The sequence below is a fragment of the Altererythrobacter ishigakiensis genome, from assembly GCF_001663155.1.
In the GTDB taxonomy this organism is placed as follows: domain Bacteria; phylum Pseudomonadota; class Alphaproteobacteria; order Sphingomonadales; family Sphingomonadaceae; genus Erythrobacter; species Erythrobacter ishigakiensis.
This window is the reverse complement of sequence record NZ_CP015963.1, coordinates 620,885-644,748: the sequence shown is the minus strand read 5'-3', so window position 1 is coordinate 644,748 and position 23,864 is coordinate 620,885. Positions and strand designations below refer to the sequence as shown.

The window sequence follows — 23,864 nt, the reverse complement described above, 5'->3', positions numbered from 1 at the left end:
TTCGCGTTTGAAGGGCGCTCCGCTAGCGGGAAATGCGCCTTATGGCAAAGCGCAATCAGTCCGGTTTGTCCAAAGTTTGCGCCGGAGAACCCCAAATCCGCGCCCGCGCTTCAACAAAGGCAGACAGAATGGGATGTTCCATCGATGCATAGGCGCTGGGTGGCATACCCATGAAGGTATGAAATTCGCGAGTGAACTGAGCCTGGTCATGGTAGTGCTCGTCCATGGCCTCGGTCCATCTGCCACCAGGATGCAGCATGAATGTAGTCAAGCTACGCATAAAACGCTGTCGCCTTAACAGAATTTTTGGGGCGAACCCGAAGTGGCGCCCGCAAATCCGCTCCAGCGTACGAATGCTGACAGCCGCTGCCTCTGCAAAATCGGTCACGGAAGCAACATTCTCATCGACCATGGCTCGATGCACCCGAATCACCTTATCGTCATCTCGGGTTTCACGCATGAGGCGGCGCATGGTCTCTGAAATAGCTTCGAACTGTGTCTGATCATCGATCGATGGATCGCACAGTATTTCCGTGAGCGGGGCGAACTTGGCAAAGGTCGCGTGCGCTTCGCCATCGTGAACGGTGTTAGCCAAGCTCGCAGCCTCAACGTCGAGAAAGCGACACCAGCCAAGCGGCAGAAATCCGATACCCCACAACCGAGTCGTTCCGATCTCGAAATGGGTTGGCAAAGAGCTGGGGCCGCTTGCGACGAAGCGCGGACGGTCGACCGAGAAGTTCCCCAACTGCGCAGTCGGCAACGAACCGCACAAAAAACGGATGCCAGCCCATTCCGGTTGCAAATGATCGCTGATCGTCGCGCTATCTTCGACAGTCAGATCGAGATGGTAGAAGGTCGTGAAGCAACCATCGAATTCCGGCGGTGGCGCAAAAAAACGGCTGCGCACATTATACTCGGGCTCAGACCCCTCGTTTTGCTGCGACCCCCACATTGAGCAAGGGTTTGGCGCAATTAGTGCGAAGATACAAATGAAAAGGCGCCGGAAGTTATCCTCCGGCGCCCCTCAAATACGGTTGCGAATTATTTGCTTACGCAGGAAGTGCAGACTTCGCCTGTGCGATAACCGCCTTGAATGCGCCTTCCTCGTTCATGGCGAGATCCGCCATGGCCTTACGGTCCAGCTCGATACCGGCGAGCTTAACGCCATGCATGAACTGCGAGTAAGTCAGGCCTTCAGCGCGAACCGCAGCGTTGATGCGCTGGATCCAGAGAGCGCGGAAGTTGCGCTTCTTAACCTTGCGATCGCGATATGCATACTGGCCAGCCTTTTCGACGGCCTGGCGAGCGATGCGAATGGTGTTCTTGCGGCGACCGCGATAGCCCTTGGCCTGGTCCAAAATCCGCTTGTGCTTGGCGCGAGTGGTCACGCCGCGTTTGATGCGAGGCATTTCAAATTCTCCTTAAAACCAGCGCGCTCAATCGAGCCCGTAGGGGGCCCATTTCTTGACTGTTTTCGTGTCGGCTTCCGACAGAACAGAGGTGCCGCGGTTCTGGCGAATGTACTTCGCATTATGGCTGATCAGGCGGTGACGCTTACCGGCCACACCGTGCTTGATCTTGCCGTTTGCGGTGATCTTGAAGCGTTTCTTCACACCGCTTTTGGTCTTCAGCTTGGGCATTTCTATCTCCTAATACAGAGACACGTCCAACCAGCCCTGGCAGCCCTAACGGCCAGACCGGCAGATGATCACGTGTCAGTGAAGGCGCGCGGAATAGCGATTCTGTCGCAGAATGCAAGCGGTTTGGGCCGAGCGGCTAAACCCCGCCCATTGCCTCTAGCACCTCTTCCAGCCGCGCCGGTTCGCCCAGAGCCAACACGCTGCCGTCACTATCCGCGTCCAGCGGGTTGCCCTGCCAGTCGCTCATTTGCCCACCAGCGCCCTCGACTATTGGTACAAGCGCGGCATAGTCATGTAACTTCAAACCGCTTTCAATCACGATATCCAAATGGCCAGAAGCCAGCAGGCCATAGTTATAGCAATCCCCGCCATATACCGGATAGGGGCGCTTGGGGTACGCCTTGGCTACGACGCGCAAGTAAGCGTCGACTTCCTGTTCTGCGAAGGCATGCGGGCTAGTGGTAGCGATGCTCGCACCCTCAAGCGAACGGCAGCGGCGTGTGGCCGCAGGCTTGCCGTTGAAAGTCGTGCCCTCACCTATCACACCGATCCAGCGTTCACCTAAGATCGGCTGATCAATCACACCCAGCACCGGCCAGCCGTCCTCCATCAGCGCGATCAGAGTGCCAAAAATCGGGCGACCAGCGACAAAGCTTTGCGTGCCATCAATCGGGTCCAAGACCCACTGCCGCCCGGACCCTTCATTTCGCGTGCCGTATTCTTCGCCAATCACGCCATCGTCGGGCAGCTCGGTCTCGAGGATCGCACGCATTGCCGCTTCGGCGGCGCGATCTGCCTCGGTTACTGCGGTGTGATCTTCCTTTGTCTCTTCGCGCCAATCTCCGCGAAATAGGGGGCGTATCGCATTGCCAGCAGCATCTGCCAGGCGCTGAGCCAATGCAATATCAGACGGGTTCATGACAAAGCCTTTCAAATCATATAGAGCCCGATTAACCGGGTCGCACTTTGGGGTAAAATCCGAAACCGGGGACACAGATAAAGCAATGGCTGATGATGACAATCGCTGCGGCGATGAAACAGCTATGCGCTCTCGCTTTGGCATGACCAAGGCGGGCGGACCGCTTTCACTCAACAGGGCTCCCTGTGACGAGTTGGCACCTTGGGTGGCCCGACTTTTCGTAGTCGATGTCGAAGCATCAGACGATCACCTGATCGATTGCGGGCTGTGCGCCGATACGCCGATCTTGCGCGTATTGTTCCGGGGTAAATGGACAGCCCAAACCCGTTATGGCACCGGTCGTTACGAAAGGGCTGCCGCCTTCTTCGGTCCGCAGTCCAGAATAATGCCGGTGCAGATCAGAGGCGGTTTTGCCACGATAGGCGTTGCGCTGAAACCGGGCGCGGTTGCCGCTTTTCACGGCCCGAAGCTCTCAGATACATTGGACCGGATCATCTATTTTGATGACATCTATGGTGATCAGCTCTGGGGTAATAGCAACCAGCTGATCGAGTGGTTCGACCCGGCAGGCCCACCTGAGCGATGGCTAAGGGTTGCCGAAAAACTACTGATCCAACTGGTCGAATCCACCCGCGCGAAAAAGCCCGATCCCATCGTCGAGGCTTTCGACAAGGCTTGCTTCGCGAACCCCAATCTAATGCTGGGTGATTTCGCACGCGAACATGCGATCGAACGGCGCAGACTCGAACGGATGATCAAGAAAGCATACGGCCAAACGCCCAAGCAGGTCCTGCGCCGCGCGCGCGCTCTGGATATTGCCGCCCATCTGGCCGGCGTGGCGGACGAAGCCGAAGCCGAGGACATAGCGCTGCGTTATTATGATCAGTCACACATGATCCGGGAGTTCAGCGCCTTTTTCAATAACACGCCGAAGCGATTTGCAGCCAACAAACACCCATTGCTCGCGATCGCTTTGGAGGCCCGCCAGGCAAGGCGGATGGAAGTGCTGGGCCGGATCGATCCGGGTGGTGACTTGCCTTGGCGCAAACTGGGCTGATAAAGAGGCAAAGTCCGGGTTTTAGGAGAAATTCCGAGGAATCGGTTATACGCCCGGTTCGATGTAGTTGGGGGGGCGCATCCGATGGCAAAGGATAAGGACGCCGAAATTTGGCGTCGAAATCTGGCACCTCTTTCTGGTGCGTCACGCGATGGTTTGCCACTGTCGGAGAACCGAGCGGCCAGTGAAGACCTTGACCCATGGGTCGCGCGCCTGGTCTCTGCCAAGGCAACAAACGATCCCGATATGCTAATAGCCTGCGGGATGTGTAATGACCTGGTCTATACCCGTTACATCTTCAATGGCCGATGGACAGCGATGACTGCTGAAGGGCATGGGACCTACGAAAATGAAGTGCTGCAATTCGGTCAGCATTCGAAGTTCATGCCGCTCTCCTGCACCGGCGATATCATGTCGGCCGGATTTGGCCTGCGCGCAGGTGCTTTCTATGCGCTTACCCGACGCAGAGCTGACGACATCGTGGATCATATTGAGCGCGTTGATATCTTCGGATTGCTAGCCAACGACATTCAAGATGTGTTCTCCGATAAGCATGCGCCAACGGACTGGAACTTGGCCATGGAAGAAGCGCTGCGACGCTATATCGCGCGCGTCGACCCTGATCCGCCCGACCCGATTGCCACTGCATTCGAACTCGCTGCTTTCGAAGATCCAAACCAGTCGCTGGCCGATTTTGCCGAAAGCCACAACATTAGTCTGCGCAAGCTTGAGCGTGTCGTGAAACGCGATTTCGGTCTGACGCCCCGCACCGTCATGCGCCGAGCGCGTGCCCTGGATGTGGCAGCGTTGCTTTGCGGCGTGGCAGACAAGGATGAGGAAAACGAAATGATGCTGCGGTATTTCGATCAGTCGCATTTTATCCGCGACTTCACATCGTTCTTTGGCGTGACGCCGCACAAGTTCCGCGCGCAGCCTCGTCCGCTGCTGACGATCACACTGGAACAGCGGCAAGCGCGGCGACTGGAAGAGCTTCACCGAATTGCCCCGGGCGAGCTCCGCCCGTGGTTTGTTTTAGAGGTTAACTGACACTGGCACCCAACGACAATCAAGCCCATCTCCCTGAAACGGGGGAAAGCAACGAAGGCGTACCCTTGTCTTTCAACCGCTCACCAGCGGATGATCTTTCGCCTTGGGTTGGCCGCGTGATGGTGGCGATCACTCATGCCACGCCTGATGCCGCTGCGAACGGTGTACTGTGCAACGATGCCGCCTATGTTCGCACTGCAGTCGACGCACATTGGACCGTCGAAACGGCTGATCGAACGATGGACATCTCCGGACAGACGTTTCTGTGCGGCCAGCATGATCATGCCATGCCCCTCCAATACAAAGGCCCCATCAAGGTCGCTGGCATGATGCTGCGACCAGGGGCAATGCGCGCTTTGTTCGGGGTGAATGATGGCACAATGTTGCAACGGATCAGTTACTTTAATGAGATTGGCATTCCCGACAAAGAGGTGACAGGGCTCTATCATCCGGGAATTGAGGCAAGCACTTGGCTGGAAAAACTCGAGCATTGGCTGCGGCAGCACATTGTTCGCAGTGAAGCCCCACTGCCTGACCCCTTGTCACAACGTTTTGAAGAAGCTGCCTTTGCAGACCCAAACCAGTCTGTGACTGACTTTGCAGACCAACATTGCGTCACCACGCGAACGCTACAACGCACGATCCGACGCGACTTTGGCCTGACACCCAAGCAAGTCTTGCGGCGAGCGCGAATTCTTGATCTCGCGGCACGATTGTGCGGCGTGGCAGATGAGGCGGAAGAGGAGATCTTCTTGCGCTTCTTCGACCAGTCGCATCAAATTCATGAATTCACACGCTTTTTCGGGTTAACACCACACGCATTTCGGGCGGAACGAAATGCCCTTCTCACGCTTAGTCTCGAGATACGACAAGCGCGCCGGCTTGAACTACTTGACCGTATCGCCCCGGGGGCAGTGCGGCCTTGGATGCGTAAGCCGTTCCTGCCGAAACAAGGTTGATGTTGGTTCCGGCTCTCTTGGTGGCCGGTCAGTCGAACAAAGAGCTGACCGAGCTTTCGTCAGCAATCCGGCGCACCGCTTCACCGATCAGCGGAGCAATTGTCAGAACCCTAATACGTTCTGACGCCTCGGCGGCTTCGGTTGGGCGGATTGTGTCAGTGATCACCAGTTCCTTCAAGGCGGAGCCATCGACACGAGCCACAGCACCGCCAGACAAAACGCCGTGCGTAATATAAGCAGCGACGCTGTTGGCGCCCTGATCGAGTAGCGCTTGCGCCGCGTTACAGAGCGTGCCCCCTGAGTCGACGATATCGTCGATCAGAATACAGTGTCGGCCCTTCACATCGCCGATGATGTTCATGACTTCGCTTTCGCCGGGACGATCGCGGCGTTTGTCAACGATGGCAAGCGGAGCGTTGTCGAGGCGTTTGGCCAGCGCCCGTGCGCGCACCACACCACCGACGTCAGGACTGACCACCATCAGGTCCTGGTCGCCATAACGGGCTTGAATATCAGCCGCCATAGTTGGCGCAGCATAGAGGTTGTCAGTCGGAATATCGAAAAAGCCCTGAATCTGCCCCGCATGCAGGTCCACCGCCAGCACGCGATCCGCACCGGCTTCTGTGATAAGGTTCGCTACCAGTTTGGCAGAGATCGGCGTGCGCGGTCCGGGTTTCCGGTCTTGGCGGGCATAACCGAAATAAGGGACTACCGCAGTGATCCGGCGAGCCGATGCACGACGTAGCGCATCTATCCCGATCAACAATTCCATCAGGTTGTCGTTGGCCGGAAAGCTTGTCGACTGAAGGATGAACACATCTTCGCCGCGAACATTCTCATTGATCTCGATGAAGACCTCTTCATCGGCAAACCGGCGGACACTAGCATCCGTAAGCGGGAGTTCCAGATAGGCGGCAATCGCCCTAGCGAGCGGCAAGTTCGAGTTGCCGGACATGATCTTCATGAGTCGCGAATCCCCCAAAACATCTGGTTGAACCCGCCTAGCGGAGAGTCATGGAAACGCAACAGAGTGCATCACAGACTTGTCCTCAACTGCGCGCCCTGATTGATGACTTAACCGACCCACACGTCGAGCGCATAGCGCCCATCGTCAATCATCTTGTCGACTTCAGCGGCGGCCTCTTCGCTGCTGCAATCGCGCTTGTCAGCGAGGATCGCGACCAGTGCGCGCCGCACATCAGGCTCCATCTTCGCTCCGTCGCCGCAGATGTAGATTCGCGCACTCCGCTCAATCAGATCCCACACCTGATCGGCCTGCTGCGCAATCAGATCCTGAACATAGGTACGCCCGCTCTCTGCACGGGAAAAAGCCGTTTGCAAATTGACGATGCCATTTGCGGCATATTGCTCCAGCTCTTCACGATAGAGGAAGTCGTGATCGGGGTGTCGGCAGCCGAAGAACAACATGGCATCTCCCAGCGCCTTGCTCTGCTCCTTCATCAAAGCACGCTGCTGCAGGAAGCCGCGGAACGGCGCGATACCGGTGCCGGGGCCGACCATGATGATAGGCTGCGCAGGATCGTCTGGCAGCCGGAAATCCGCCGTTGGCTTGCGCACGATGGCTCTAAACGTATCCCCAGGTTGAAGCTCTGCGAGGTAATTCGAGCATGTTCCCTTGAACGTGCCTTTGCCCGACAGTGCAGGCCCCTTCACCACGCCGACAGTGATAGAGCACTGTCCCGGCGCGGCGTCGGGCGCCGACGAAATCGAATAATAACGCGGGCTCATATAGGGAATGAGTTCGAGGAATACGCCGAGCGGTAAATCGCATGCCGGGAACTCTTCCAACAGATCGAGCACCGATTTGCGCTTTGCCAGCACTTCGGTCGCGTATAGATCGGTGCCGTCTTCACCGGCTGGCTTAGCTAGTGCCTCGAGCGCCGATTTCGAGTTTGGACATTCGACAAAGCGGGCCAGCATCGCGCAATCCTTGCGCGTCGCGACGGCTTGCAGCTCGCCTGCCTTCTCCGCCAGTCGCAACACGGAAAAGGTGCTGCCGCTGGGGAATGGCCCGCGCATTTCGCTGCGCGATTCGACCCGGATGTAGGTGTCCCGATCGAGGTTGAAACGATTGAGCAGTCGTTCAACAACCTTTTCGTCATTGACCGGCACGACGCATAAGTGATCGCCCGGCTGGTAGCTCATGCCCTCTGCCAGCTTCACCTCAATGTGACGGGTCGAACGGGGATCATCGATCTGGAGATTCTTCAGCTCGACATTGCGGAGCACGGTAACTTCGTGCGCGCCCAGCCCCTCTGCCACGGGGTTGGCAGTGACACTGTCAGTTATCTCGACAGTATAAAGCGGCTCGGCGTCCTCGACGGCTGCCAGTTCCAGATCAATGCCGAATGCGCCGGCGACTTTCGGCAACAGATCATCCAGCCAATCATGGAACTGCGTGTCGACGTCGCCGCGCGCATCCAGCTCTTCGGTGACGACGATCCGCTTCGCACCGGCAGCTTCCATCGCTGCGTCGATTTTACGCGGGACATCCTGAAAGGTTGCCGCCCAATCGCTGTTCCCGCAGCCGAGAACGAAATAACAGACCCCCTTGAGCGGTATTGATGTCGTTTCGAGATCCTCCAACCAGTTCACAAACTTCGCCGCGTTGTCTGGCGGCATGCCATTATAGGACGCGCACGCTATTGCCACCGCGCCTGCGTCCGGCAGCTTGCCGACGAATGCATCAAGCTCTGCCAAGGTTACGTCAAAGCCACCAAATTCGCCGCGCTGCGCCAGTTCGCGCGCAAAGCTCTCACTTGAGCCCAGATTGGAGCCGTAGAGCACCAACAGCGGCGTACCGTGGGAAGGTACGGGAGCGGCGATGGCAGCGCCGGAATCCTTCTCATCGTCAGTCAGGGCAGTTGACCCGCCGCGTTCGACATCTTCCCGCAGCCGCGCCTTGATGAAAAACTCGTCGGGCTTGATGGACAGCGTTTCCTTGATGTCGAGCTGGTAATTGGTGTGGTCGAACAGCTGGAAGCGCTGCAGGATCATCGCCAGCACCAGAATCGATTCCTGAATCGCAAATTGCCGTCCGATGCAGGCGCGCTGGCCATTACCGAATGGCTTGTAAGCATGCGCTGGCCGTGCAGCCTCTGCCTCAGCGCTGAAATTATCCGGGTTGAACTCCCCCGGATTGTCACCCCACACGCTCTTGTCGCGATGCAGTGATGGGATCAGCACAGTGGTAAACGTGCCCTGCGGAATCGCATATTTTCCGCCCAGAAGCTCATCCTTGAACGGCGCCAGGCCGAAAGCGGGTGCGGTTGGCCAAAGCCGCAATGCCTCGAACAGGATCGCGCGAATATAGGGCAGCTGGCCGATCTGTTTCAGCGTTGGTGTCTGGTCGATATTCCGGCCCAGCACTTCGTCCACTTCGGCATAGGCACGTTTCAGCACGTCCCGGTTCTTCAGCAGGTAATAGAGCGTGAATGACAGGAGGCCCGATGTCGTTTCATGCCCGGCGATCAGGAAAGTGTTGATCTGAAAACGGATATTCTCGTCCGACAAGCGTTCGCCGGTCAGGGCATCGCGCCCTGACAACATGAAGTCGAGCAGGTCTTCTGGGCCCTCGCTGCCAGCGTTCCGGCGCTCTGCAATAATCTCGTCGACGAGATTGTTCATGTAGCGCGCGTCTACGTGCAGCTGCTCAATCTGCTGCCGCTTCAGCAGCTTTTCGCCCGGAATTCCTCGCAGCTTCTGCGTCGTCTCAAGCGTGCGGGTGAGCGCTGCGATGAAAGGGTGGAAATCCTCGCGGTAGAAGGAATTGAACCGATATCCGAAACCGCACACGCCGATCGTGTCGAGCGTCAGACGGATCATGTCCTTTGGTACATCGATCACGTCGTCCGAATTCATCCGCTCCCACTTCATGACCAGCTGGCTGGCGATGTCGGTCATCATGGGCAGATAGCTGCCCATTGCCTTTTGGCTGAAGGACGGCAGCAAGATGTTATGTGCCTTGGCCCAATTCGGATCGTCGGTATCTCCAGTAAAGAGCCCGTCACCGCCAATCAGGCGAAGTCGTTTCAAAGGGCCGCGCACCGATTTGTCGAAGCGCTTCTCATCACACACTTCGGCAACCAGATCAGCTCCCGACACGATAACGAGCGGCGTGCCCATCATATCGAGCTGGAAGATAGGACCATACTCATCGGCCAGTTCCATCAACGACTGGATCTGCCGATTGGCATCAACCGTCAAAGCATTGCCGACCAGCGGCTTGCCGGGTGGTTGCGGTATCGGAGTGAGCGAACTTGTCCCTGTCATGCCCGCTATTTGGCAGACAAAGCCCAAGCCGCAAAGGGGGCTGAATCATTGAGATCAGTGCGTGTTATTTCACGCGGTGCTCACCTCTGATCCAACGGACAGTGCCAGAGCTGGCCCGCATCACGACGCTGTGGGTGGTCATCTTGCCCCCGCGCAGTCGCTTAACGCCGTCCAGCAAAGATCCGGATGTGACCCCCGTCGCGGCAAAGATGCAGTCGCCCTTTGCGAGGTCTTCAAGCTTGTAGATCCGGTCCAGATCTTCGATGCCCCATTTGCGCGCACGCGCCTTTTCGTCCTCGTTGCGGAACACGAGCCGGCCATTGAACTGTCCACCAACGCAGCGCAACGCAGCCGCCGCCAATACACCTTCAGGTGCACCGCCCTGGCCCATGTACATATCGATCGTGGTATCTTCGTCCGTCACCGCGATGACGCCAGCGACATCGCCGTCGCCGATCAGCACTACGCCACAACCGAGGCCACGCAGTTCTGCGATCAGGTCTGCATGACGCGGACGATCAAGCACACAGACAATGATTTCGTGCGGCTCAACTCCCTTTGCTGCCGCGACCGACTTCACATTATCCGTCGGCGATTTCGCGAGATCAATCACATCGGGGGGATAGCCAGGGCCGACCGCGATCTTGTCCATATAGGTGTCGGGCGCGTTCAATAGGTTGCCCTCTTCTGCCGCGGCCAGAACCGCAAGCGCGTTCGGGCCAGCTTTAGCTGTGATGGTTGTGCCTTCGAGCGGATCCAAAGCAATGTCGATCTTCGGCCCCTTTCCGGGAGCGCCACCAACCTTTTCACCAATATATAGCATTGGCGCCTCGTCTCGCTCGCCTTCGCCGATCACAACCGTTCCGTCCATATAGAGCGTATCGAATGCGCGTCGCATCGCTTCGACAGCAGCGGCATCCGCTGCCTTTTCGTCGCCGCGCCCGATCAGTTGCGATGCTGCAACCGCGGCCGCTTCGGTGACGCGTACCATTTCCAGCACCAAAACGCGATCAAGCGCGTTGCTTCCAGTTTCCTTTTGAGCGAGAAGATCGGTGTTCATGAGCAATTCAGTCCCTGACGTGTGTCTTGGCAGATGCCCTAAACAGAAGGAGCGGCGCTTGTCGAGCAGACCCGCATGGTGGACCGGGAAAAGCACCCCATTGCTTTTGGTCTGGGCTATTCTGACTCCGGCAGTCGCACAAGAAGTTGCGCCTGAATACACACCACCCCCTCCCCCCGTCCGGCAGCCAATCGATATCGAACCGATTGAACGAACCGAAAAAGTCGACCTGTTGGTCGAGATTCCTGACGGCCCTGTCGATAAGCGACGTATCGAGCAATGCGAGGAGGAGCAGGACGCTTCAACGATCTCTGGCACGATTGTGGTTTGCCGCGAGATCGTGGAAGACAATTCGAATTATTACAGCGGGAGCCGCGATAGTGCACGCGACCGTTACGCGCGGGAAACGCAATATGCTGACGCCATTCCCACCCCCGATGTAGCGGGCGAGGGCATCACTGGGCATCCAGCACTAATAGGGACAGGCGTGACAATTACTGGCTGCATCATCCCCCCATGCCCTCCGCCGCCGGCTCTGATCATTGATGTAGAGGCCTTGCCCGAGGCGCCGGCTGGCTCTGATGCAGACCGAATCGCGCGCGGACTTCAGCCAATCGAGAATGATGATGACGAAGATGGAGTTGTCAGCCAAGCCGACCTTGGCTTGCCTGCTCCCAGCGTGATCCTTCAGCCCCCCCCATCTGATCAGAACGCTGACGCATCGGCACCTGAATAGATGAAGTATCTCATAAGGTATGTTCTGCCTTTGCTGGCAGGGATGAGCCAAGCCGCTTGGGCTCAAGACAACGGGCAACAAGCCGGTCCTCCCGATCAGGAAGACGCTGTCACTCAGCCCGAAGGCGGGGTGCTGGACCTGACCCTTCGCGACAATAGCGACATGGATTCTTTCGACTTGGAAAGATGCGAAGAAGAGATTGACGCGGCTACTGTTTCAAGGACGATTGTCGTGTGTCGCAAGCGCAATGACGCGGCGGCCAGCGGTTTCGACAAGGAGAAGTGGGAAAAGGATTATGCCAAGCGCACGCAAGGGCAGCAACCCGTCGAAGTCGCTGGTGAAGGTATCACCGGCAAACACGCGCCAGGTGGTGGAGGGACGATTCGCGGTTGCCTGCCGGGGATACAAAAGTGCCCTCCACCGCCGGCTCTCATCATTGACGTAACTGCGTTGCCTCAGGCCCCTGCCGGATCCGATGCGGACCGCATTGCCCGAGGTTTGCCCCCGCTCGGTAATGCTGAAGGAACGGCAATCGCTACTAGCGCAGAAGACGCAAACAAGTCCGAAACCAATCCTAATCAGGAAGAATAGGCAGAACCAGAGGCGGGGCTGTCAGGCTGTCAGAGCCTTCGAGAAGAGTGATCGCTTTTCGCACTGAACGTTCGGGGCCCTCATGCGTGACCATCGCAACCAGCACTTCGCCCCCTTCCTCAGCGCGGCCTTTCTGAATGAGGCTTTCGATAGAGACGCCTGCATCGCGCATCGCAGCGGTGATTTCTGCCAAGACGCCCGGACGATCGGCTACAGTGAAACGCAGATAAGTACGCTCCAGCCGTTCGCCCGATTCGGCAGGTGCCATGGCTGAGAGGTTTGCCACCGGAATAGAGAAAGGCGCCCCAACTTCATCGCGAGCGATGTCGATCAGGTCAGCCACAACCGCGCTGGCGGTTGGACCTTCGCCCGCGCCTGCGCCCTGGAACAGCAAACGGCCAGAAAAATTGCCCTCGGCCACGACCGCGTTGGTGGGGCCATCAACGCCGCTTAGCGGATGCGCCTTCGATACGAGGCATGGCCTCACGCGCTGCAGCAAACGGTCGCCCTCTGCCGTGTGTTCGACATCCGCCTGAGCGATCAGACGGATAACAAAACCAAGCGCATCGGCCTGCGCGATGTCGGCTGCGCCAACACGCGTGATACCGGTGACACGGACGGCGTCGAAATCCAGTTTCGCACCAAAGCCGATGGCTGCCAGAATGGCCAGTTTGTGGGCCGCATCAATTCCTTCGATGTCGAAAGTAGGATCCGCCTCTGCAAAGCCCTTCGCCTGCGCTTCGGCCAGAACGTTGGCAAAGTCAGCACCCGTGTCTTCCATGGTAGACAGGATGTAATTACACGTACCGTTGAGGATACCGTATATGCTCGCCAACTCATTGGCCGAAGTGCCTTCGCGCAGACCCTTCACCACCGGAATACCTCCAGCAACCGCGGCTTCAAATTTTAACGCGACGTCTTGCGCTTCGGCAGTGGTCGCCAGCGAAAGCCCGTGATGTGCTATCATTGCCTTGTTGGCAGTCACAAAGGCCTTGCCAGACGCCAGAGCGGTCTCAGCCAACGCCAGAGCTGGTCCATCCGAACCGCCGATCAGTTCTACGACCACGTCGACATCGTCGCGCCCGGCAAGCGCGACCGGATCGTCTTCCCACGCATATGTTGAGAGATCGACCCCCCGGTCCTTGCCGCGGCTTTTTGCGCTGACGGCTGTGACTTGCAACTGCGTTCCCGCACGCGCCGTCAGCAATTCGCGGTTCTTCTCAAGAAGACGGATCACCCCCACGCCAACGGTTCCCAGGCCCGCAAGCCCAATGCGCAAGGTATCAGCCATCGACATTCTCCGTCACGGGATGCCCAAAGGCTGCGCGTGCACTATCAGGAATACGCTCTGGCTTGCCGGTCGGCAAATCGACCATCACCGCAACCAGCCTTATCTCTGCCCGGAGCGAATCATCGTCAGCACCGTGCAAAGTGATATGTTGTTCCATGCTCGAATTGCCGATCCTGGGAATGCTGATGCGTCCCTCGATCAACTCATCGACTCGCATTGGCGCAAGGTAATCCACTTCGGCGCGGCGGACATGGAATTCCAGATCTTCCGGCATGCCGCGACTGCGTGCATCACGGAAAAATTCCGTCACCATGATGTCGGCATATTCGAGATAGCGCGAATTGAAGACGACCGCCTGCGGGTCGACTTCGGCATAGCGCACACGAAATGTATATTTGAAGGGCTCTTTCATCGCGTACCGCTCTAGCGCGGGCATAGGGCCTGTGGGAACCAATTTGTCTTGGCGACGCGCTAGGTCAGCTTTCTCTCAACCGCGCGAGCAGGGCCCCAATGCCCCCATCACGAATTGATAGTCACGCTCAGCTTGTGTCCGCGAAGCGCCATTGGACGACAAATTGGCCTCGGACGGCAAGCGCGCGGGCAATGCGCAGGCGAGCCGATACCACTCAAGCGATTCGGGAGCTGGTGGGCGGGCGGATTGATCGATGATCTCTCCCCAGGAAACGCCCCATGCTACCGGACGCCCCGGCCGCCGCAGAACTGCGATCGATACAGGCGCACCAGTTTGCGTATCTAGAAATATCTGCGTCTCTGATTCGCCGGTCAGATTGCCGGGTACCGATAAGGCATCGCGCACACCCGTCACAACCGGCGGCGAATCAGGCGCGGCCAGTTCGGTTAGGATTGGGCGTAGACGCGATTCAAACTCAGGCGAATAAAAGTGCTGCGCCGGTTCGCCGGATAATTGAAGTTCGGAAGGACGGCCTGGGACGCTGCGGGCGAACAGTATGACTTCGCGGTTCTTCAGTTTGGGCACCTTGCCGCGCGAATCGAAGGGCACATCGACAAGGTAGCGCAGAGACTCGCCGAGCGGGGCCGCGCCCGACAGCAATGCTAGAGTTTCTGCCTCAATATAGAGCCGAACGAATCCGGGTGCGACATCGGGTGCGCGCTCAGGCTCCAGAGCGATCGCGCGACTTATTTTCGCGCGTACCACCAGCTCCGCACTATCTGCCATCTCAACAAATTCTGCGTAAGAGGGTAGCACGGGCGCCGCGCCATCTTGCGCCGTAGCAGGCGCCACGTGAATCGCCGCCACTCCTAAGGCCCAGAGGATCAAGTTTCTGATTTGAAGCATAATATCATTCTCGAAAAAGATTGCATCGCATATCGCGATAATCATTAGTCGTTGCGGAACAGCACACTTGCAATGGGCCTATAGATAGCAGACAATCACGTGTGAATCGGCAATTAACTGATAAAGCGTTTGCGCGGGCAAGGCTTGCCCGTTAAAGCGCGTTTTTAGGGACTGATGCGAAGTTGGGGATTTAATTAGCTTCGGTTCCGTGCAGGTTCCCTTGGGGGGACGCCCTGCAAACTTCCGGGTCGCCGGCGAGCAGCCCGGTCAGGGAGCAAATTGGAGTTTTCGCTCCGCAAACAAATTACGGTTTGCGGTGCAACAAGTTGTCGGGCCCAACCCCGGCAAAGTGAATGGAGAGAAGCGACTGGATGGCCTACGCTGACCAACAAACAAGCGGCAACCGTATCACGGCGATTGTAATTGTCGCCCTGATCCACGTGTTCGTCGGTTACCTTTTCATCAGTGGTCTGGCAGTTTCAGCGGTGAAGAACGTAGTCGAACGCGTGACTACGATCGACGTCGAGGAGCCGCCCCCGCCCGAGCCGGAGGATGAACCGCCTCCGCCAGAGCCGCAGGAAACGGCACCGCCGCCGCCTGTTGCTCCGCCGCCGCCAATCAATATCGCGCCGGCGCCACCACCAATTCAAACGCAGCCGACGATTCCGCCGCCGGCACCGCCTGCGCTGGTAATTCCGCCGCCGGCACCGCCCGCGCCGCCATCTATGGCACGTGGCGCAACGACCCGCGGCGAACGCCGTTGGGCGGCCCGCATTCAGGAAAACTATCCGTCGCGTGCACTGCGTGAAGAGGTAGAAGGTGTGGTCGGCGTGAGTGTCAGCGTAACACCTGATGGCCGCGTTGGTAGTTGCCGTGTTTCCCGTTCAAGTGGTTCTAGCGTACTTGACGACGCAGCGTGCCGCGGGATGGAGCGCTATGCGCGGTTCAACCCTGCACTTGATGCAGCGGGTAACCCGACAACCGGCTCATACAGCACCAGTATTGTTTATCGACTGAATTAAGGGACAGCCAGGATCAGAGAGAGCCTGCGCCCCTTGGGGACTATTTTTAAAAGGACTATTCGCAATGACTATCAACCTTCTTGCAAATGCGGCTGAAGTTAAAAACAGCTTTGGTTTCATGGAAGCCATGGAACAGGGCGGCCCGGTCGCTTGGTTCATTCTTGCCATCATGATCATCATGAGTGTTGGTTCGTTCTACATCCTCATCACCAAACTGCTTGAGCAGAACAAAGTGATGAAGCAGTACAAGCGCGACGTGCAGGGCAAGTTCTGGCAGGCTGGCTCGATCAAGGAAGGCGCGACGAAGCTTGAGAAGAACAGCGCATGGCGCCAGGTTGCCGATGACGCGCTCAAGGCTGAAGACGAGCACGGCAAGATGACTGACAAGCTCGAAGCACACGACTGGATGCACGGTTCGCTGCAGCGTTCGGAAGACGCCATCAACGCGAAGCTCGCCGGCGGCCTGCCGTTCCTCGCAACGGTTGGTGCAACCGCGCCGTTCGTTGGTCTGCTCGGTACGGTTATCGGTATCTACCGCGCGCTGATCAACATCGGCATTGCCGGTTCAGCGTCGATCGACAAGGTTGCAGGTCCGGTTGGTGAAGCGCTGATCATGACCGCCATCGGTTTGTTCGTGGCTGTTCCCGCCGTGTTTGCTTACAACTGGCTTCAGAGCCGCAACCGCCGTATCGCGGAGGCGCTTTCAAGCTTCTCGACTGACCTTCTGGCAAACCTTAGCTCGAACGGCGCAGTTCGTCCGGCAACCAAAGCACCTGCTCGCGCCGCTGCAAAGCCGGCTACGACTGCTGCTGGCGTAAAGACTGCACCGAAGGCCTAATCGCCTGATGATAGGCGGGGGCCCTTGGCCCTCGCCATCAACAACCCTTGGCGAAAATTACGAATAGGATTTAGCAATGGCTATTTCGATGAGCGGTGGGGCCGAAACCCCGATGTCGGACATCAACACCACGCCTCTGGTGGACGTGATGCTGGTGCTTCTGATCATCTTCCTCATCGCTGTTCCGGTGGCAATCCAGACTATCGAGAAGCTTGAGATTCCGGTGATGGAATCGATCGAATCGAAGGATAAGGTCGAAAACCTTCTGCTGACCGTGAGCACGACAGATGCTGCCGGCCGGAGCGCAGGCGAGCCTGGCTTTGAAGGTGCATCGCGGAACGGCGAGTGCCGTATCTACTTCAACAACATCACCCCGGTGACTTCTGAAGAGCTCTACGACCAAGCTTTCGCCCGTCTCGACGCAATCGTGACTGCCGCTGGCGGCCCCGAAGCCATCATGGAAGATCCAGAGCGCATTCCGCAGGTCCACATCCGCGGTGACGTGAATGCACCCTGGCGTTGTGTGGCTGGTGCCATCTACAATGTTCAGGCTTCTGGTTACCCAACGGTCGGCTTCATCTCGAACCCGGTCGAACCGGGTATCTGATCCGCCCAAATAAGATTTAGGAGTACGCACCTATGGCAATGTCAGGCGGTAAAGACGACGGCTCGCCGATGATGGAAATGAACATGACGCCGTTGATCGACGTTTTGCTCGTTCTGCTGATCATGTTCATCATCACGATCCCGGTGGCCACGCACTCGGTCGATATCGACCTTCCGCAGCCTACCCCGAACGACAACCCACCACCGATCGATCCGATCAAGAACAAGCTGGTTCTGACTCAACAGAACGAGATCCTGTGGAACGCACAGCCGATCACAATGAGCGAGCTTGCTACGAACCTGCAGCAATCGCTGACGATCGATCCTGAACCCGAGCTTCAGTTCGAGCCGGAAGCGCTGGCCAGCTATGACCTTTCGGCGCGCGTGCTGAATGTCATCAAAGCTTCGGGCGTGACCAAGTTCGGTTTCGTCGGGAACGAGAAATATCGCACCTTTGGCTCTGGCGGCCAGCAGTAAACGCTAGCTACAAGACAAAGATGAGAAAGGGGCGGACTATCCCGCCCCTTTTTTTTACGCGCAGCTTGAATGCAGGTTACCGCCGCGATGTCATCACACATCTTGGAGTGAACACTTAGCAGAGCTCTCATATCTGCGATGGATACAGTTGCAGAAGGCGCTTACGCAAGGCTAAGGGCGATAGCTCTTGGCGAGGAATACCGTGGCCCTTTTTCGAACCCTTTCTCTTTTCAGCTTTGTGGCTCTTCTGTCGATCGTGGCAGCGCCTTCCCACGCACGAGACAGCGAATCAATTCTCATCAAGAACGTGCAAATACTTCACATCGATGAAGAGAATGCGCGGCTCGATCGCAATATGTCGATCCTTGTAGAAAATGGTCGAATTGCTCGAATTAGACCGACTCAAGAAACCGAACGGGCCAGCTCTGTAAGAGTCATTGATGGCAATGGTCGCATAGCCATGGCTGGTCTGGTCGACATGCACGTGCATGTCTGGGACCGGGCATCTCTAGGCGCATATTTGGCGGCCGGCGTCACCACAATTCGCAACGCATCGGGGATGCCATTTCATCTTCGCCTGATCCAAGAGATAGATCAGGGAGCAATTGCAGCTCCTCGGCTGATTACGACAGGTCCCATCCTAAACAGCCCAGGCCCGAACGAACAAGTAAATCACCAGATCGTTACAACAGCCGATGAGGCACGCGCGGCGGTCCAACAACAGCACCAAGCAGGCTATCGCAGCTTGAAGGTCTATTCGAACCTGACAAGAGAAGCGTATGAGGCGGTGCTGAACGAAGCAAATCGGCTGGGGATGAGCGTCATGGGTCATACGCCGGAGGGTGTCAGAGCGGCGGGAGTGCCGCGCGAAGTCCCGTTCGAAATTGCGTTTGAGGAAATCCTCGACGACGGATTTGTCACAATCGAGCACGTTGAATCGATTGTCTGGCACGGCCTCAGAGATCGCCATGATGAGGATGCCGGCAGAGTGCTGGCACGCAAGGTTGCCGCGTCCGGGGTCCCAATCGACCCCACACTGCTCGCGTTCTACAATCTCCTCAAAGTAGCCGAGACCAAAGGCGCATATCTTCAGCGGCCAGGCACAGAGCGTCTCAACCCTTTGCTGGTCGCTCTTAGCCAGGCCGAATATGAGCGGTGGGCAAGCGAGGATGTTGTCCGGAACCGAGCGGCCTTCGAATTTTACAAGACCATGGTTCGGATGCTGTTGGAAGAAGGTGCTCTCATTGTGGCGGGAAGCGACGCCGGGATCTTCACAAATATCCCCGGTGTCTCATTGATTGACGAACTCGAATTGCTTGAGGAAGCGGGGCTTGCTCCAGTCGACGTTCTTCGCACTGCGACCATCAATGCGGCGATCGCGCTGGATGAGGCAGATTCGTCAGGTCGGATAGCCGAGGGATTCCGGGCGGATATTGTTCTACTGGATGACGATCCAACCGAGGAGCTTGCCGCAATGAGATCGATTTCCGCCGTCGTCGCGGGTGGGGAATGGATCGACAGAGCGGCCTTGGATCTTCATCTGGTCCAAGCGGCGCAACACGATACTGCGCGAACTCAGCGCAATCTGGTCGAAGCTCTAGAAGCACAAGGTATCGATCCCTCGATAGTAGGGCTCTGAATCTCAATGAAACGCGCTTGAGAGAGTTTGCCCTGATCGGGAAGAGCAGATGCTCAGCTCTAGACAATGAAGTGAAGCAACAATCCGCTTTCGGGTCTAAATATCAATCCGCATCGCCTCGCCCGCAAGCGTCTCTGCCTCCAGCAGCAGTTCCTCGTCGATTGCGCCTTGCGGCACGGCTTCGCGGCCGATCATCGTCATCACCGGGACCGCGAGCGGGCTGACCCGGTCAAGCTCGACATGACGCAATTCACGCTCTGAGCGTTCGAGCAGATCAGCAAGCCGACCCACGTCAGTCATGCGCGCCTTCGCATCGGCCCAGGCAGCCTCCAACAGCACATGATCGGGCTCATACTTGCGCAACACGTCATAAATCAGGTCAGTCGAGAAGGTGACCTGTTTGCCGGTTTTGCGTTTGCCCGGATGCTGGCGCTCGACCAGTCCGCTGATCACTGCAACTTCGCGAAATGCGCGGCGGAGCAAGTGCGATTCCTGAATCCATTCGACAAATTCATGCTCGAGGATATCGGGCGAGAGCAGCGGTGCGGGATCGGTGACGGGCTTCAACCCCCACGCCGCCAGCGAGTAGTCATTCGCAACGAAGCCACCCGGTTGCAGCCCGCGATCCTCCATCCGCCGCGTGATTAGCATGCCGAGACTTTGGTTCGCGTTCCAGCCTTCGAACGTGTAATAGACGCTGTAGTGCTTCTTGTAATGCGGGAAGCTTTCAACCAGCAGCATGCCCGGCCCGGGCATCTCGCTGCGCCAGTCCTGCACTTCCAGCCATTCGCGCACATCATTTGGGAAACGTGCCCAGCCCGCACGATCGACCAGCATTTCCCGCACCCGCGATGACAGATGTGTGGTCAGCGGCATACGCGCACCGCCGTAGCTCGGGATCGTGGCGCTTTTCTTCGCTGCGCGCACGATCACGTCCATATCCTTGAGCTGCTCAACTTCCAGGCTGAGACCCGCGAAGAAGAAGGTGTCACCGGGAGATAGCGTAGCCGCGAAACGCTCTTCCACACGGCCCAGATTGCGCCCGTTCTTGAACCGCACAGTCAACATTTCGCTGTCGATAATGATGCCGGCATTCATACGGTGCCGCTGGGCATGCTCGGGATGGGTCAGCCGCCAGACGCCTTGCCTGTCCCTTACGATCCGTTTGAACTTGTCATACGCACGCAGGGCGTATCCGCCATTCTCAACGAAGCCGAGCACGCGCTGCCAATCTTCATGTGTGACCCAACTGTAAGCCAGCGTCGAGCGCACTTCGCCAAGCAGCGCGTCCTCTTGAAACGGCCCCGCACATGCACAGGCCATCACATGCTGCGCCAACACGTCGAGCCCGCCCGCCCGAAAATCCTCACCATCGCGTTGACCCGCATCAACCGCATCCTTGGCGGCGGTGGCCTCAAGGAATTCGAAGCGATTGCCGGGGACGAGGATCGCGCGACTGGGCGTATCCAGCCGGTGGTTGGCGCGGCCAATCCGCTGCAGCAGCCGCGATGACCCCTTGGGCGCACCCATCTGCACCACGCAGTCGATGTCGCCCCAGTCAATCCCCAGATCCAGACTTGCGGTGCAGACCAGAGCCCGCAGCTCGCCGCGTGCCATCGCCCCTTCAACCTTGCGCCGGGCCTCTGCCGCGAGTGAGCCGTGATGGATGCCGATAGGCAAATTATCCTCGTTCACATCCCACAGCAACTGGAAAATGAACTCCGCCAGAAAGCGCGTGTTGGTGAAGACGAGCGTGGTTTTGTTGCGCTTGATCTCTTCGTACAGCTGCGGGATCGCCCAACGCCCGGCGTGCCCGCCCCACGGTACGCGCTCTTCGAACGGCAAGAGGATATCGACCTCGGGCTCTGCGCCTTGCTCGCCTTCGACCAGCTGGATCGAATCGACATCGCCCCAAGGCGCGAGCCACCCGCAAAACCTTTCGGGATCGGCGACTGTGGCCGACAACGCCACGCGTTGCATGTCAGGCGCGATAGCTTGCAGTCTGCTGAGCGAGAGCGCGAGCAGATCGCCACGCTTGCCAGTCGCGAAGGCATGCACTTCGTCCACGACCACCCGCTTGAGGCCCTTGAACATCTCGAAGCTGTCAGGATAGCTCAACAGCAGTGAGAGGCTCTCCGGCGTCGTCAGCAAGACATGCGGCGGTTTTACCCGCTGGCGTTTCTTTCGATCAGACGGCGTGTCGCCGCTGCGCGTTTCGACCCGGATGGGCAAGCCGATCTCTTCAATCGGTGTCAGCAGATTGCGCTGCACATCATGCGCCAGCGCCTTCAATGGCGAAACATAGAGTGTGTGCAGGCCCTGATGCAGCTCGCTACCTGCGAGCCGGGAAGGCGCAAAATCCGCCAATGTCGGCAGAAACCCCGCCAGCGTCTTACCTGCACCGGTATCCGCCACCAGCAGCGCGTGTTTGCCCGCATCCGAAGCGGCCAGCATCTCTGCCTGGTGGCGCCGCACACGCCACCCGCGCCCGGAAAACCAAGCGGATATTTCGGTTGGAACCGTTGGAACAGGCTTAGGCGTACTCACGAGGCGGGATCGTTCAGGCCCCAAGGCAGTTCCGTCAAGTCACGAAAACCTCGCGGCTAGTGCCCTACACTCTCTCCGCGCTCTAGCCCGCTCAAGGCCAGTTGTTCGTCAATCTGCGCCAACAGACGCTCAAGCCCGTCCTGAGTATCGCTTTCTGCGCGCGCGACCAGCACATCCTGAGTGTTCGATGCCCGCAGAAGCCACCAACCGTCGGCTGTCGTGACCCGCACACCATCGGTGGCGTTCACGTCAGCCGGGCTATCGGCGAGGCGCGCGCTGACTTCATCAATCGCGGCGAATTTGCGGCTTTCATCCACCTGGAAGCGCATCTCAGGTGTGTTAAGCATGTCAGGCATCGAACCGCGCAGCTCCGTGACCGATTTACCCAGTCGAGCACTGGCCGCAATCAGGCGAACACCTGCATAAAGCGCATCGTCAAACCCGTAATATGTGTCAGCAAAAAAGACGTGACCGCTCATTTCACCTGCGAGCGGCGAACTTGTTTCCTTCATTTTGGACTTAATCAGCGAATGGCCGGTCTTCCACATCAGCGGCTGACCACCGCATTTCGCAACATGGTCAAACAATGCGCGGCTGGCCTTCACATCGGCGATGACAGTCGCGCCCTGATGGTCCTTCAGAACATCTTCGGCATATATCATTAGCAGTTGATCGCCCCAGATCACGCGCCCTTCCCCATCGATTGCGCCGATGCGGTCGCCATCGCCGTCAAAAGCTATGCCAAAATCGAGCTTCTTCTCCGCGACAAGCGCCCTGAGGTCCGCCAAATTGGCTTCAACAGTGGGATCAGGATGATGGTTTGGAAAATTCCCGTCGACATCAGTGTAGAGCAGATGATGCTCTCCTGGCAGGCGCGCAGCAAGCAACTCCAGCGCAGGACCCGCCGCACCGTTTCCAGCGTCCCAGCCCACCTTCAGCCCGGTCAGCAAATCCGGATCTATTCCGTTAAGCCCTTGGAGCATGCGATCGACATACTCCTGAAGGATATCGTGGCTTTCAACGTTACCCGTACCGTCGACCCACTCTCCATTGGCAGAAATTTCGCCCAGCTTCTGGATATCGGCCCCAAAAAACGGACGGCCTTGAAATACCATTTTGAAGCCGTTGTAATTGGCGGGATTATGGCTGCCGGTTATCTGAATACCGCCGTCCACATCTTCACGTGATGCCTCTGCATAATAGAGCATGGGGGTAGCGCCCATGCCTATGCGTACCACGTCGCAACCGCTCGCGGTCAATCCTTCGATCAACGCATGTTCGAGCATAGGAGAGCTGACGCGCCCATCATATCCCACTGCAACTTTCCGCCCACCTGCTTCCGTCAACAGGCTGCCGAAGCTGCGGCCGATAGCGCGCGCATCATCTGGCCCGAGTGTTTCGCCGATAATCCCGCGGATATCGTATTCGCGCAACACGGTGGAGTGGAATTTGTGGGTCATGAGAGGTGGCCTGTTGCTGTCTGAATTTCTGGACAGGCCTTAGCCGATCCCCTGGGCCAATGTCACTGGCCTGATGGTACTTCAGGCGGAAGGTTAGCGAGCAGCAGGTCGCGAGCCGCGTTTGCTTCGTGGACCTGTTCATTGGTCCCGCCGCGATCAGGGTGAACCATAGCAACCAGCCGTTTATGTGCTTCCATGATTTGAAGTCGGTTCGCACCCGGCGCTACACCCAGCAACTGCCGAGCCCGATCAATTGCCTTATCTCGGGTGGAGCGCCCACGCAGGTATTCCCATGGCCAACGCCCGAAAATCAGCTTCACACCCAGCGACAGGATCAGCGCAATGACCAGCAAACGGATCATGG

Annotated in this window: 23 protein-coding genes; 10 read left to right on the top strand and 13 right to left on the bottom strand. The window is 57.8% G+C overall.

Annotated elements, in window-relative coordinates; all coding sequences use genetic code 11:
* Window positions 1–55 precede the first annotated feature (55 nt).
* The 4 genes from A6F69_RS03155 to hisN form a co-directional block, all read right to left on the bottom strand.
* Entirely contained in the window at window positions 56–952 is an 897-nt protein-coding gene (locus tag A6F69_RS03155; RefSeq protein ID WP_067597245.1) for a helix-turn-helix domain-containing protein, read from the bottom strand.
* A gap of 97 nt (window positions 953–1,049) precedes the next feature.
* The gene (rplT, locus tag A6F69_RS03150) at window positions 1,050–1,409 is read right to left on the bottom strand and encodes a 50S ribosomal protein L20 (RefSeq protein WP_067597242.1); all 360 of its coding nucleotides are present in this window, start codon (window positions 1,407–1,409) and stop codon (window positions 1,050–1,052) included.
* 27 nt (window positions 1,410–1,436) lie between these two features.
* Window positions 1,437–1,640 carry a 50S ribosomal protein L35 gene (gene rpmI / locus A6F69_RS03145; RefSeq protein ID WP_067597239.1) on the bottom strand — a complete coding sequence of 68 codons (204 nt, stop codon included), beginning with the start codon at window positions 1,638–1,640 and terminating at the stop codon, window positions 1,437–1,439.
* A 136-nt stretch (window positions 1,641–1,776) separates the two neighbouring features.
* On the bottom strand, window positions 1,777–2,559 hold the full coding sequence (gene hisN, locus A6F69_RS03140; protein ID WP_067597236.1) for a histidinol-phosphatase: 783 nt from the start codon (window positions 2,557–2,559) through the stop codon (window positions 1,777–1,779).
* An 85-nt stretch (window positions 2,560–2,644) separates the two neighbouring features.
* Here hisN and A6F69_RS03135 point away from each other — a divergent pair, with 85 nt between their 5' ends.
* From A6F69_RS03135 to A6F69_RS03125, 3 genes are all read left to right on the top strand, one after another.
* The gene (locus A6F69_RS03135; protein WP_067597235.1) at window positions 2,645–3,616 is read left to right on the top strand and encodes a helix-turn-helix domain-containing protein; all 972 of its coding nucleotides are present in this window, start codon (window positions 2,645–2,647) and stop codon (window positions 3,614–3,616) included.
* An 84-nt stretch (window positions 3,617–3,700) separates the two neighbouring features.
* Complete coding sequence (locus A6F69_RS03130) at window positions 3,701–4,663, top strand: helix-turn-helix domain-containing protein (protein WP_067597233.1); 963 nt, start codon at window positions 3,701–3,703, stop codon at window positions 4,661–4,663.
* 65 nt (window positions 4,664–4,728) lie between these two features.
* Window positions 4,729–5,622, top strand: coding sequence for a helix-turn-helix domain-containing protein (locus A6F69_RS03125; protein WP_144573510.1), 894 nt, complete (start codon window positions 4,729–4,731; stop codon window positions 5,620–5,622).
* Between the two features lie 28 nt (window positions 5,623–5,650).
* Here the strand turns inward: A6F69_RS03125 and A6F69_RS03120 are convergent, their stop codons facing one another.
* The 3 genes from A6F69_RS03120 to glpX all read right to left on the bottom strand — a co-directional run bounded on the left by A6F69_RS03120 (window position 5,651) and on the right by glpX (window position 10,975).
* Complete coding sequence (locus tag A6F69_RS03120) at window positions 5,651–6,586, bottom strand: ribose-phosphate pyrophosphokinase (RefSeq protein ID WP_067597229.1); 936 nt, start codon at window positions 6,584–6,586, stop codon at window positions 5,651–5,653.
* A gap of 110 nt (window positions 6,587–6,696) precedes the next feature.
* Window positions 6,697–9,915 (bottom strand): bifunctional cytochrome P450/NADPH--P450 reductase, encoded by a 3,219-nt coding sequence (locus tag A6F69_RS03115; RefSeq protein WP_067597221.1) that lies wholly within the window; start codon window positions 9,913–9,915, stop codon window positions 6,697–6,699.
* Window positions 9,916–9,979: 64 nt separating this feature from the next.
* On the bottom strand, window positions 9,980–10,975 hold the full coding sequence (gene glpX / locus A6F69_RS03110; RefSeq protein ID WP_067597219.1) for a class II fructose-bisphosphatase: 996 nt from the start codon (window positions 10,973–10,975) through the stop codon (window positions 9,980–9,982).
* Window positions 10,976–11,033: 58 nt separating this feature from the next.
* Between glpX and A6F69_RS03105 the strand changes: the two genes are divergently transcribed.
* Together A6F69_RS03105 and A6F69_RS03100 are read left to right on the top strand one after the other, a co-directional pair.
* Window positions 11,034–11,711: a hypothetical protein gene (locus tag A6F69_RS03105; protein ID WP_144573511.1), complete on the top strand. Its 678-nt coding sequence runs from the start codon at window positions 11,034–11,036 to the stop codon at window positions 11,709–11,711.
* 42 nt (window positions 11,712–11,753) lie between these two features.
* Entirely contained in the window at window positions 11,754–12,302 is a 549-nt protein-coding gene (locus tag A6F69_RS03100; RefSeq protein WP_067597210.1) for a hypothetical protein, read from the top strand.
* On the opposite strand, the gene A6F69_RS03095 is transcribed toward A6F69_RS03100, so the two are convergent.
* From A6F69_RS03095 to A6F69_RS03085, 3 genes are all read right to left on the bottom strand, one after another.
* A complete protein-coding gene (locus tag A6F69_RS03095) occupies window positions 12,286–13,593 on the bottom strand; it encodes a homoserine dehydrogenase (RefSeq protein WP_067602342.1) in 1,308 nt (435 codons plus the stop codon). The two genes, A6F69_RS03100 and A6F69_RS03095, sit on opposite strands and share 17 nt — an antisense overlap.
* Window positions 13,586–14,005: an acyl-CoA thioesterase gene (locus A6F69_RS03090; RefSeq protein ID WP_067602339.1), complete on the bottom strand. Its 420-nt coding sequence runs from the start codon at window positions 14,003–14,005 to the stop codon at window positions 13,586–13,588. The genes A6F69_RS03095 and A6F69_RS03090 overlap by 8 nt, the downstream gene beginning before the upstream one ends.
* A gap of 75 nt (window positions 14,006–14,080) precedes the next feature.
* Entirely contained in the window at window positions 14,081–14,872 is a 792-nt protein-coding gene (locus A6F69_RS03085) for a hypothetical protein (protein ID WP_245638273.1), read from the bottom strand.
* A gap of 410 nt (window positions 14,873–15,282) precedes the next feature.
* On the opposite strand from A6F69_RS03085, the gene A6F69_RS03080 reads away from it, so the two are divergent.
* The 5 genes from A6F69_RS03080 (at window position 15,283) to A6F69_RS03060 (ending at window position 19,493) form a co-directional block, all read left to right on the top strand.
* Window positions 15,283–15,933, top strand: coding sequence for a TonB family protein (locus A6F69_RS03080; RefSeq protein ID WP_067597208.1), 651 nt, complete (start codon window positions 15,283–15,285; stop codon window positions 15,931–15,933).
* Between the two features lie 64 nt (window positions 15,934–15,997).
* Complete coding sequence (locus A6F69_RS03075; RefSeq protein ID WP_067597207.1) at window positions 15,998–16,771, top strand: MotA/TolQ/ExbB proton channel family protein; 774 nt, start codon at window positions 15,998–16,000, stop codon at window positions 16,769–16,771.
* 76 nt (window positions 16,772–16,847) lie between these two features.
* A complete protein-coding gene (locus A6F69_RS03070) occupies window positions 16,848–17,378 on the top strand; it encodes an ExbD/TolR family protein (protein WP_179946166.1) in 531 nt (176 codons plus the stop codon).
* 32 nt (window positions 17,379–17,410) lie between these two features.
* Entirely contained in the window at window positions 17,411–17,854 is a 444-nt protein-coding gene (locus tag A6F69_RS03065; RefSeq protein WP_067597204.1) for an ExbD/TolR family protein, read from the top strand.
* 256 nt (window positions 17,855–18,110) lie between these two features.
* The gene (locus tag A6F69_RS03060; RefSeq protein WP_144573513.1) at window positions 18,111–19,493 is read left to right on the top strand and encodes an amidohydrolase family protein; all 1,383 of its coding nucleotides are present in this window, start codon (window positions 18,111–18,113) and stop codon (window positions 19,491–19,493) included.
* Window positions 19,494–19,589: 96 nt separating this feature from the next.
* Here the strand turns inward: A6F69_RS03060 and A6F69_RS03055 are convergent, their stop codons facing one another.
* The 3 genes from A6F69_RS03055 to A6F69_RS03045 all read right to left on the bottom strand — a co-directional run bounded on the left by A6F69_RS03055 (window position 19,590) and on the right by A6F69_RS03045 (window position 23,862).
* The gene (locus tag A6F69_RS03055) at window positions 19,590–22,040 is read right to left on the bottom strand and encodes a ligase-associated DNA damage response DEXH box helicase (protein ID WP_067597198.1); all 2,451 of its coding nucleotides are present in this window, start codon (window positions 22,038–22,040) and stop codon (window positions 19,590–19,592) included.
* A gap of 56 nt (window positions 22,041–22,096) precedes the next feature.
* Window positions 22,097–23,500: a phosphoglucomutase/phosphomannomutase PgmG gene (pgmG, locus tag A6F69_RS03050; RefSeq protein ID WP_067597196.1), complete on the bottom strand. Its 1,404-nt coding sequence runs from the start codon at window positions 23,498–23,500 to the stop codon at window positions 22,097–22,099.
* A gap of 62 nt (window positions 23,501–23,562) precedes the next feature.
* Window positions 23,563–23,862: a J domain-containing protein gene (locus tag A6F69_RS03045; RefSeq protein ID WP_067597194.1), complete on the bottom strand. Its 300-nt coding sequence runs from the start codon at window positions 23,860–23,862 to the stop codon at window positions 23,563–23,565.
* Window positions 23,863–23,864 lie beyond the last annotated feature (2 nt).

Coding starts and splice junctions, on each gene's coding strand:
- A6F69_RS03155 (WP_067597245.1), bottom strand. CDS start 952: ATGTGGGGGTCGCAGCAAAACGAGGGGTCTGAGCCCGAGTATAATGTG.
- rplT (WP_067597242.1), bottom strand. CDS start 1,409: ATGCCTCGCATCAAACGCGGCGTGACCACTCGCGCCAAGCACAAGCGG.
- rpmI (WP_067597239.1), bottom strand. CDS start 1,640: ATGCCCAAGCTGAAGACCAAAAGCGGTGTGAAGAAACGCTTCAAGATC.
- hisN (WP_067597236.1), bottom strand. CDS start 2,559: ATGAACCCGTCTGATATTGCATTGGCTCAGCGCCTGGCAGATGCTGCT.
- A6F69_RS03135 (WP_067597235.1), top strand. CDS start 2,645: ATGGCTGATGATGACAATCGCTGCGGCGATGAAACAGCTATGCGCTCT.
- A6F69_RS03130 (WP_067597233.1), top strand. CDS start 3,701: ATGGCAAAGGATAAGGACGCCGAAATTTGGCGTCGAAATCTGGCACCT.
- A6F69_RS03120 (WP_067597229.1), bottom strand. CDS start 6,586: ATGAAGATCATGTCCGGCAACTCGAACTTGCCGCTCGCTAGGGCGATT.
- A6F69_RS03115 (WP_067597221.1), bottom strand. CDS start 9,915: ATGACAGGGACAAGTTCGCTCACTCCGATACCGCAACCACCCGGCAAG.
- glpX (WP_067597219.1), bottom strand. CDS start 10,975: ATGAACACCGATCTTCTCGCTCAAAAGGAAACTGGAAGCAACGCGCTT.
- A6F69_RS03100 (WP_067597210.1), top strand. CDS start 11,754: ATGAGCCAAGCCGCTTGGGCTCAAGACAACGGGCAACAAGCCGGTCCT.
- A6F69_RS03095 (WP_067602342.1), bottom strand. CDS start 13,593: ATGGCTGATACCTTGCGCATTGGGCTTGCGGGCCTGGGAACCGTTGGC.
- A6F69_RS03090 (WP_067602339.1), bottom strand. CDS start 14,005: ATGAAAGAGCCCTTCAAATATACATTTCGTGTGCGCTATGCCGAAGTC.
- A6F69_RS03080 (WP_067597208.1), top strand. CDS start 15,283: ATGGCCTACGCTGACCAACAAACAAGCGGCAACCGTATCACGGCGATT.
- A6F69_RS03075 (WP_067597207.1), top strand. CDS start 15,998: ATGACTATCAACCTTCTTGCAAATGCGGCTGAAGTTAAAAACAGCTTT.
- A6F69_RS03070 (WP_179946166.1), top strand. CDS start 16,848: ATGGCTATTTCGATGAGCGGTGGGGCCGAAACCCCGATGTCGGACATC.
- A6F69_RS03065 (WP_067597204.1), top strand. CDS start 17,411: ATGGCAATGTCAGGCGGTAAAGACGACGGCTCGCCGATGATGGAAATG.
- pgmG (WP_067597196.1), bottom strand. CDS start 23,500: ATGACCCACAAATTCCACTCCACCGTGTTGCGCGAATACGATATCCGC.
- A6F69_RS03045 (WP_067597194.1), bottom strand. CDS start 23,862: ATGATCCGTTTGCTGGTCATTGCGCTGATCCTGTCGCTGGGTGTGAAG.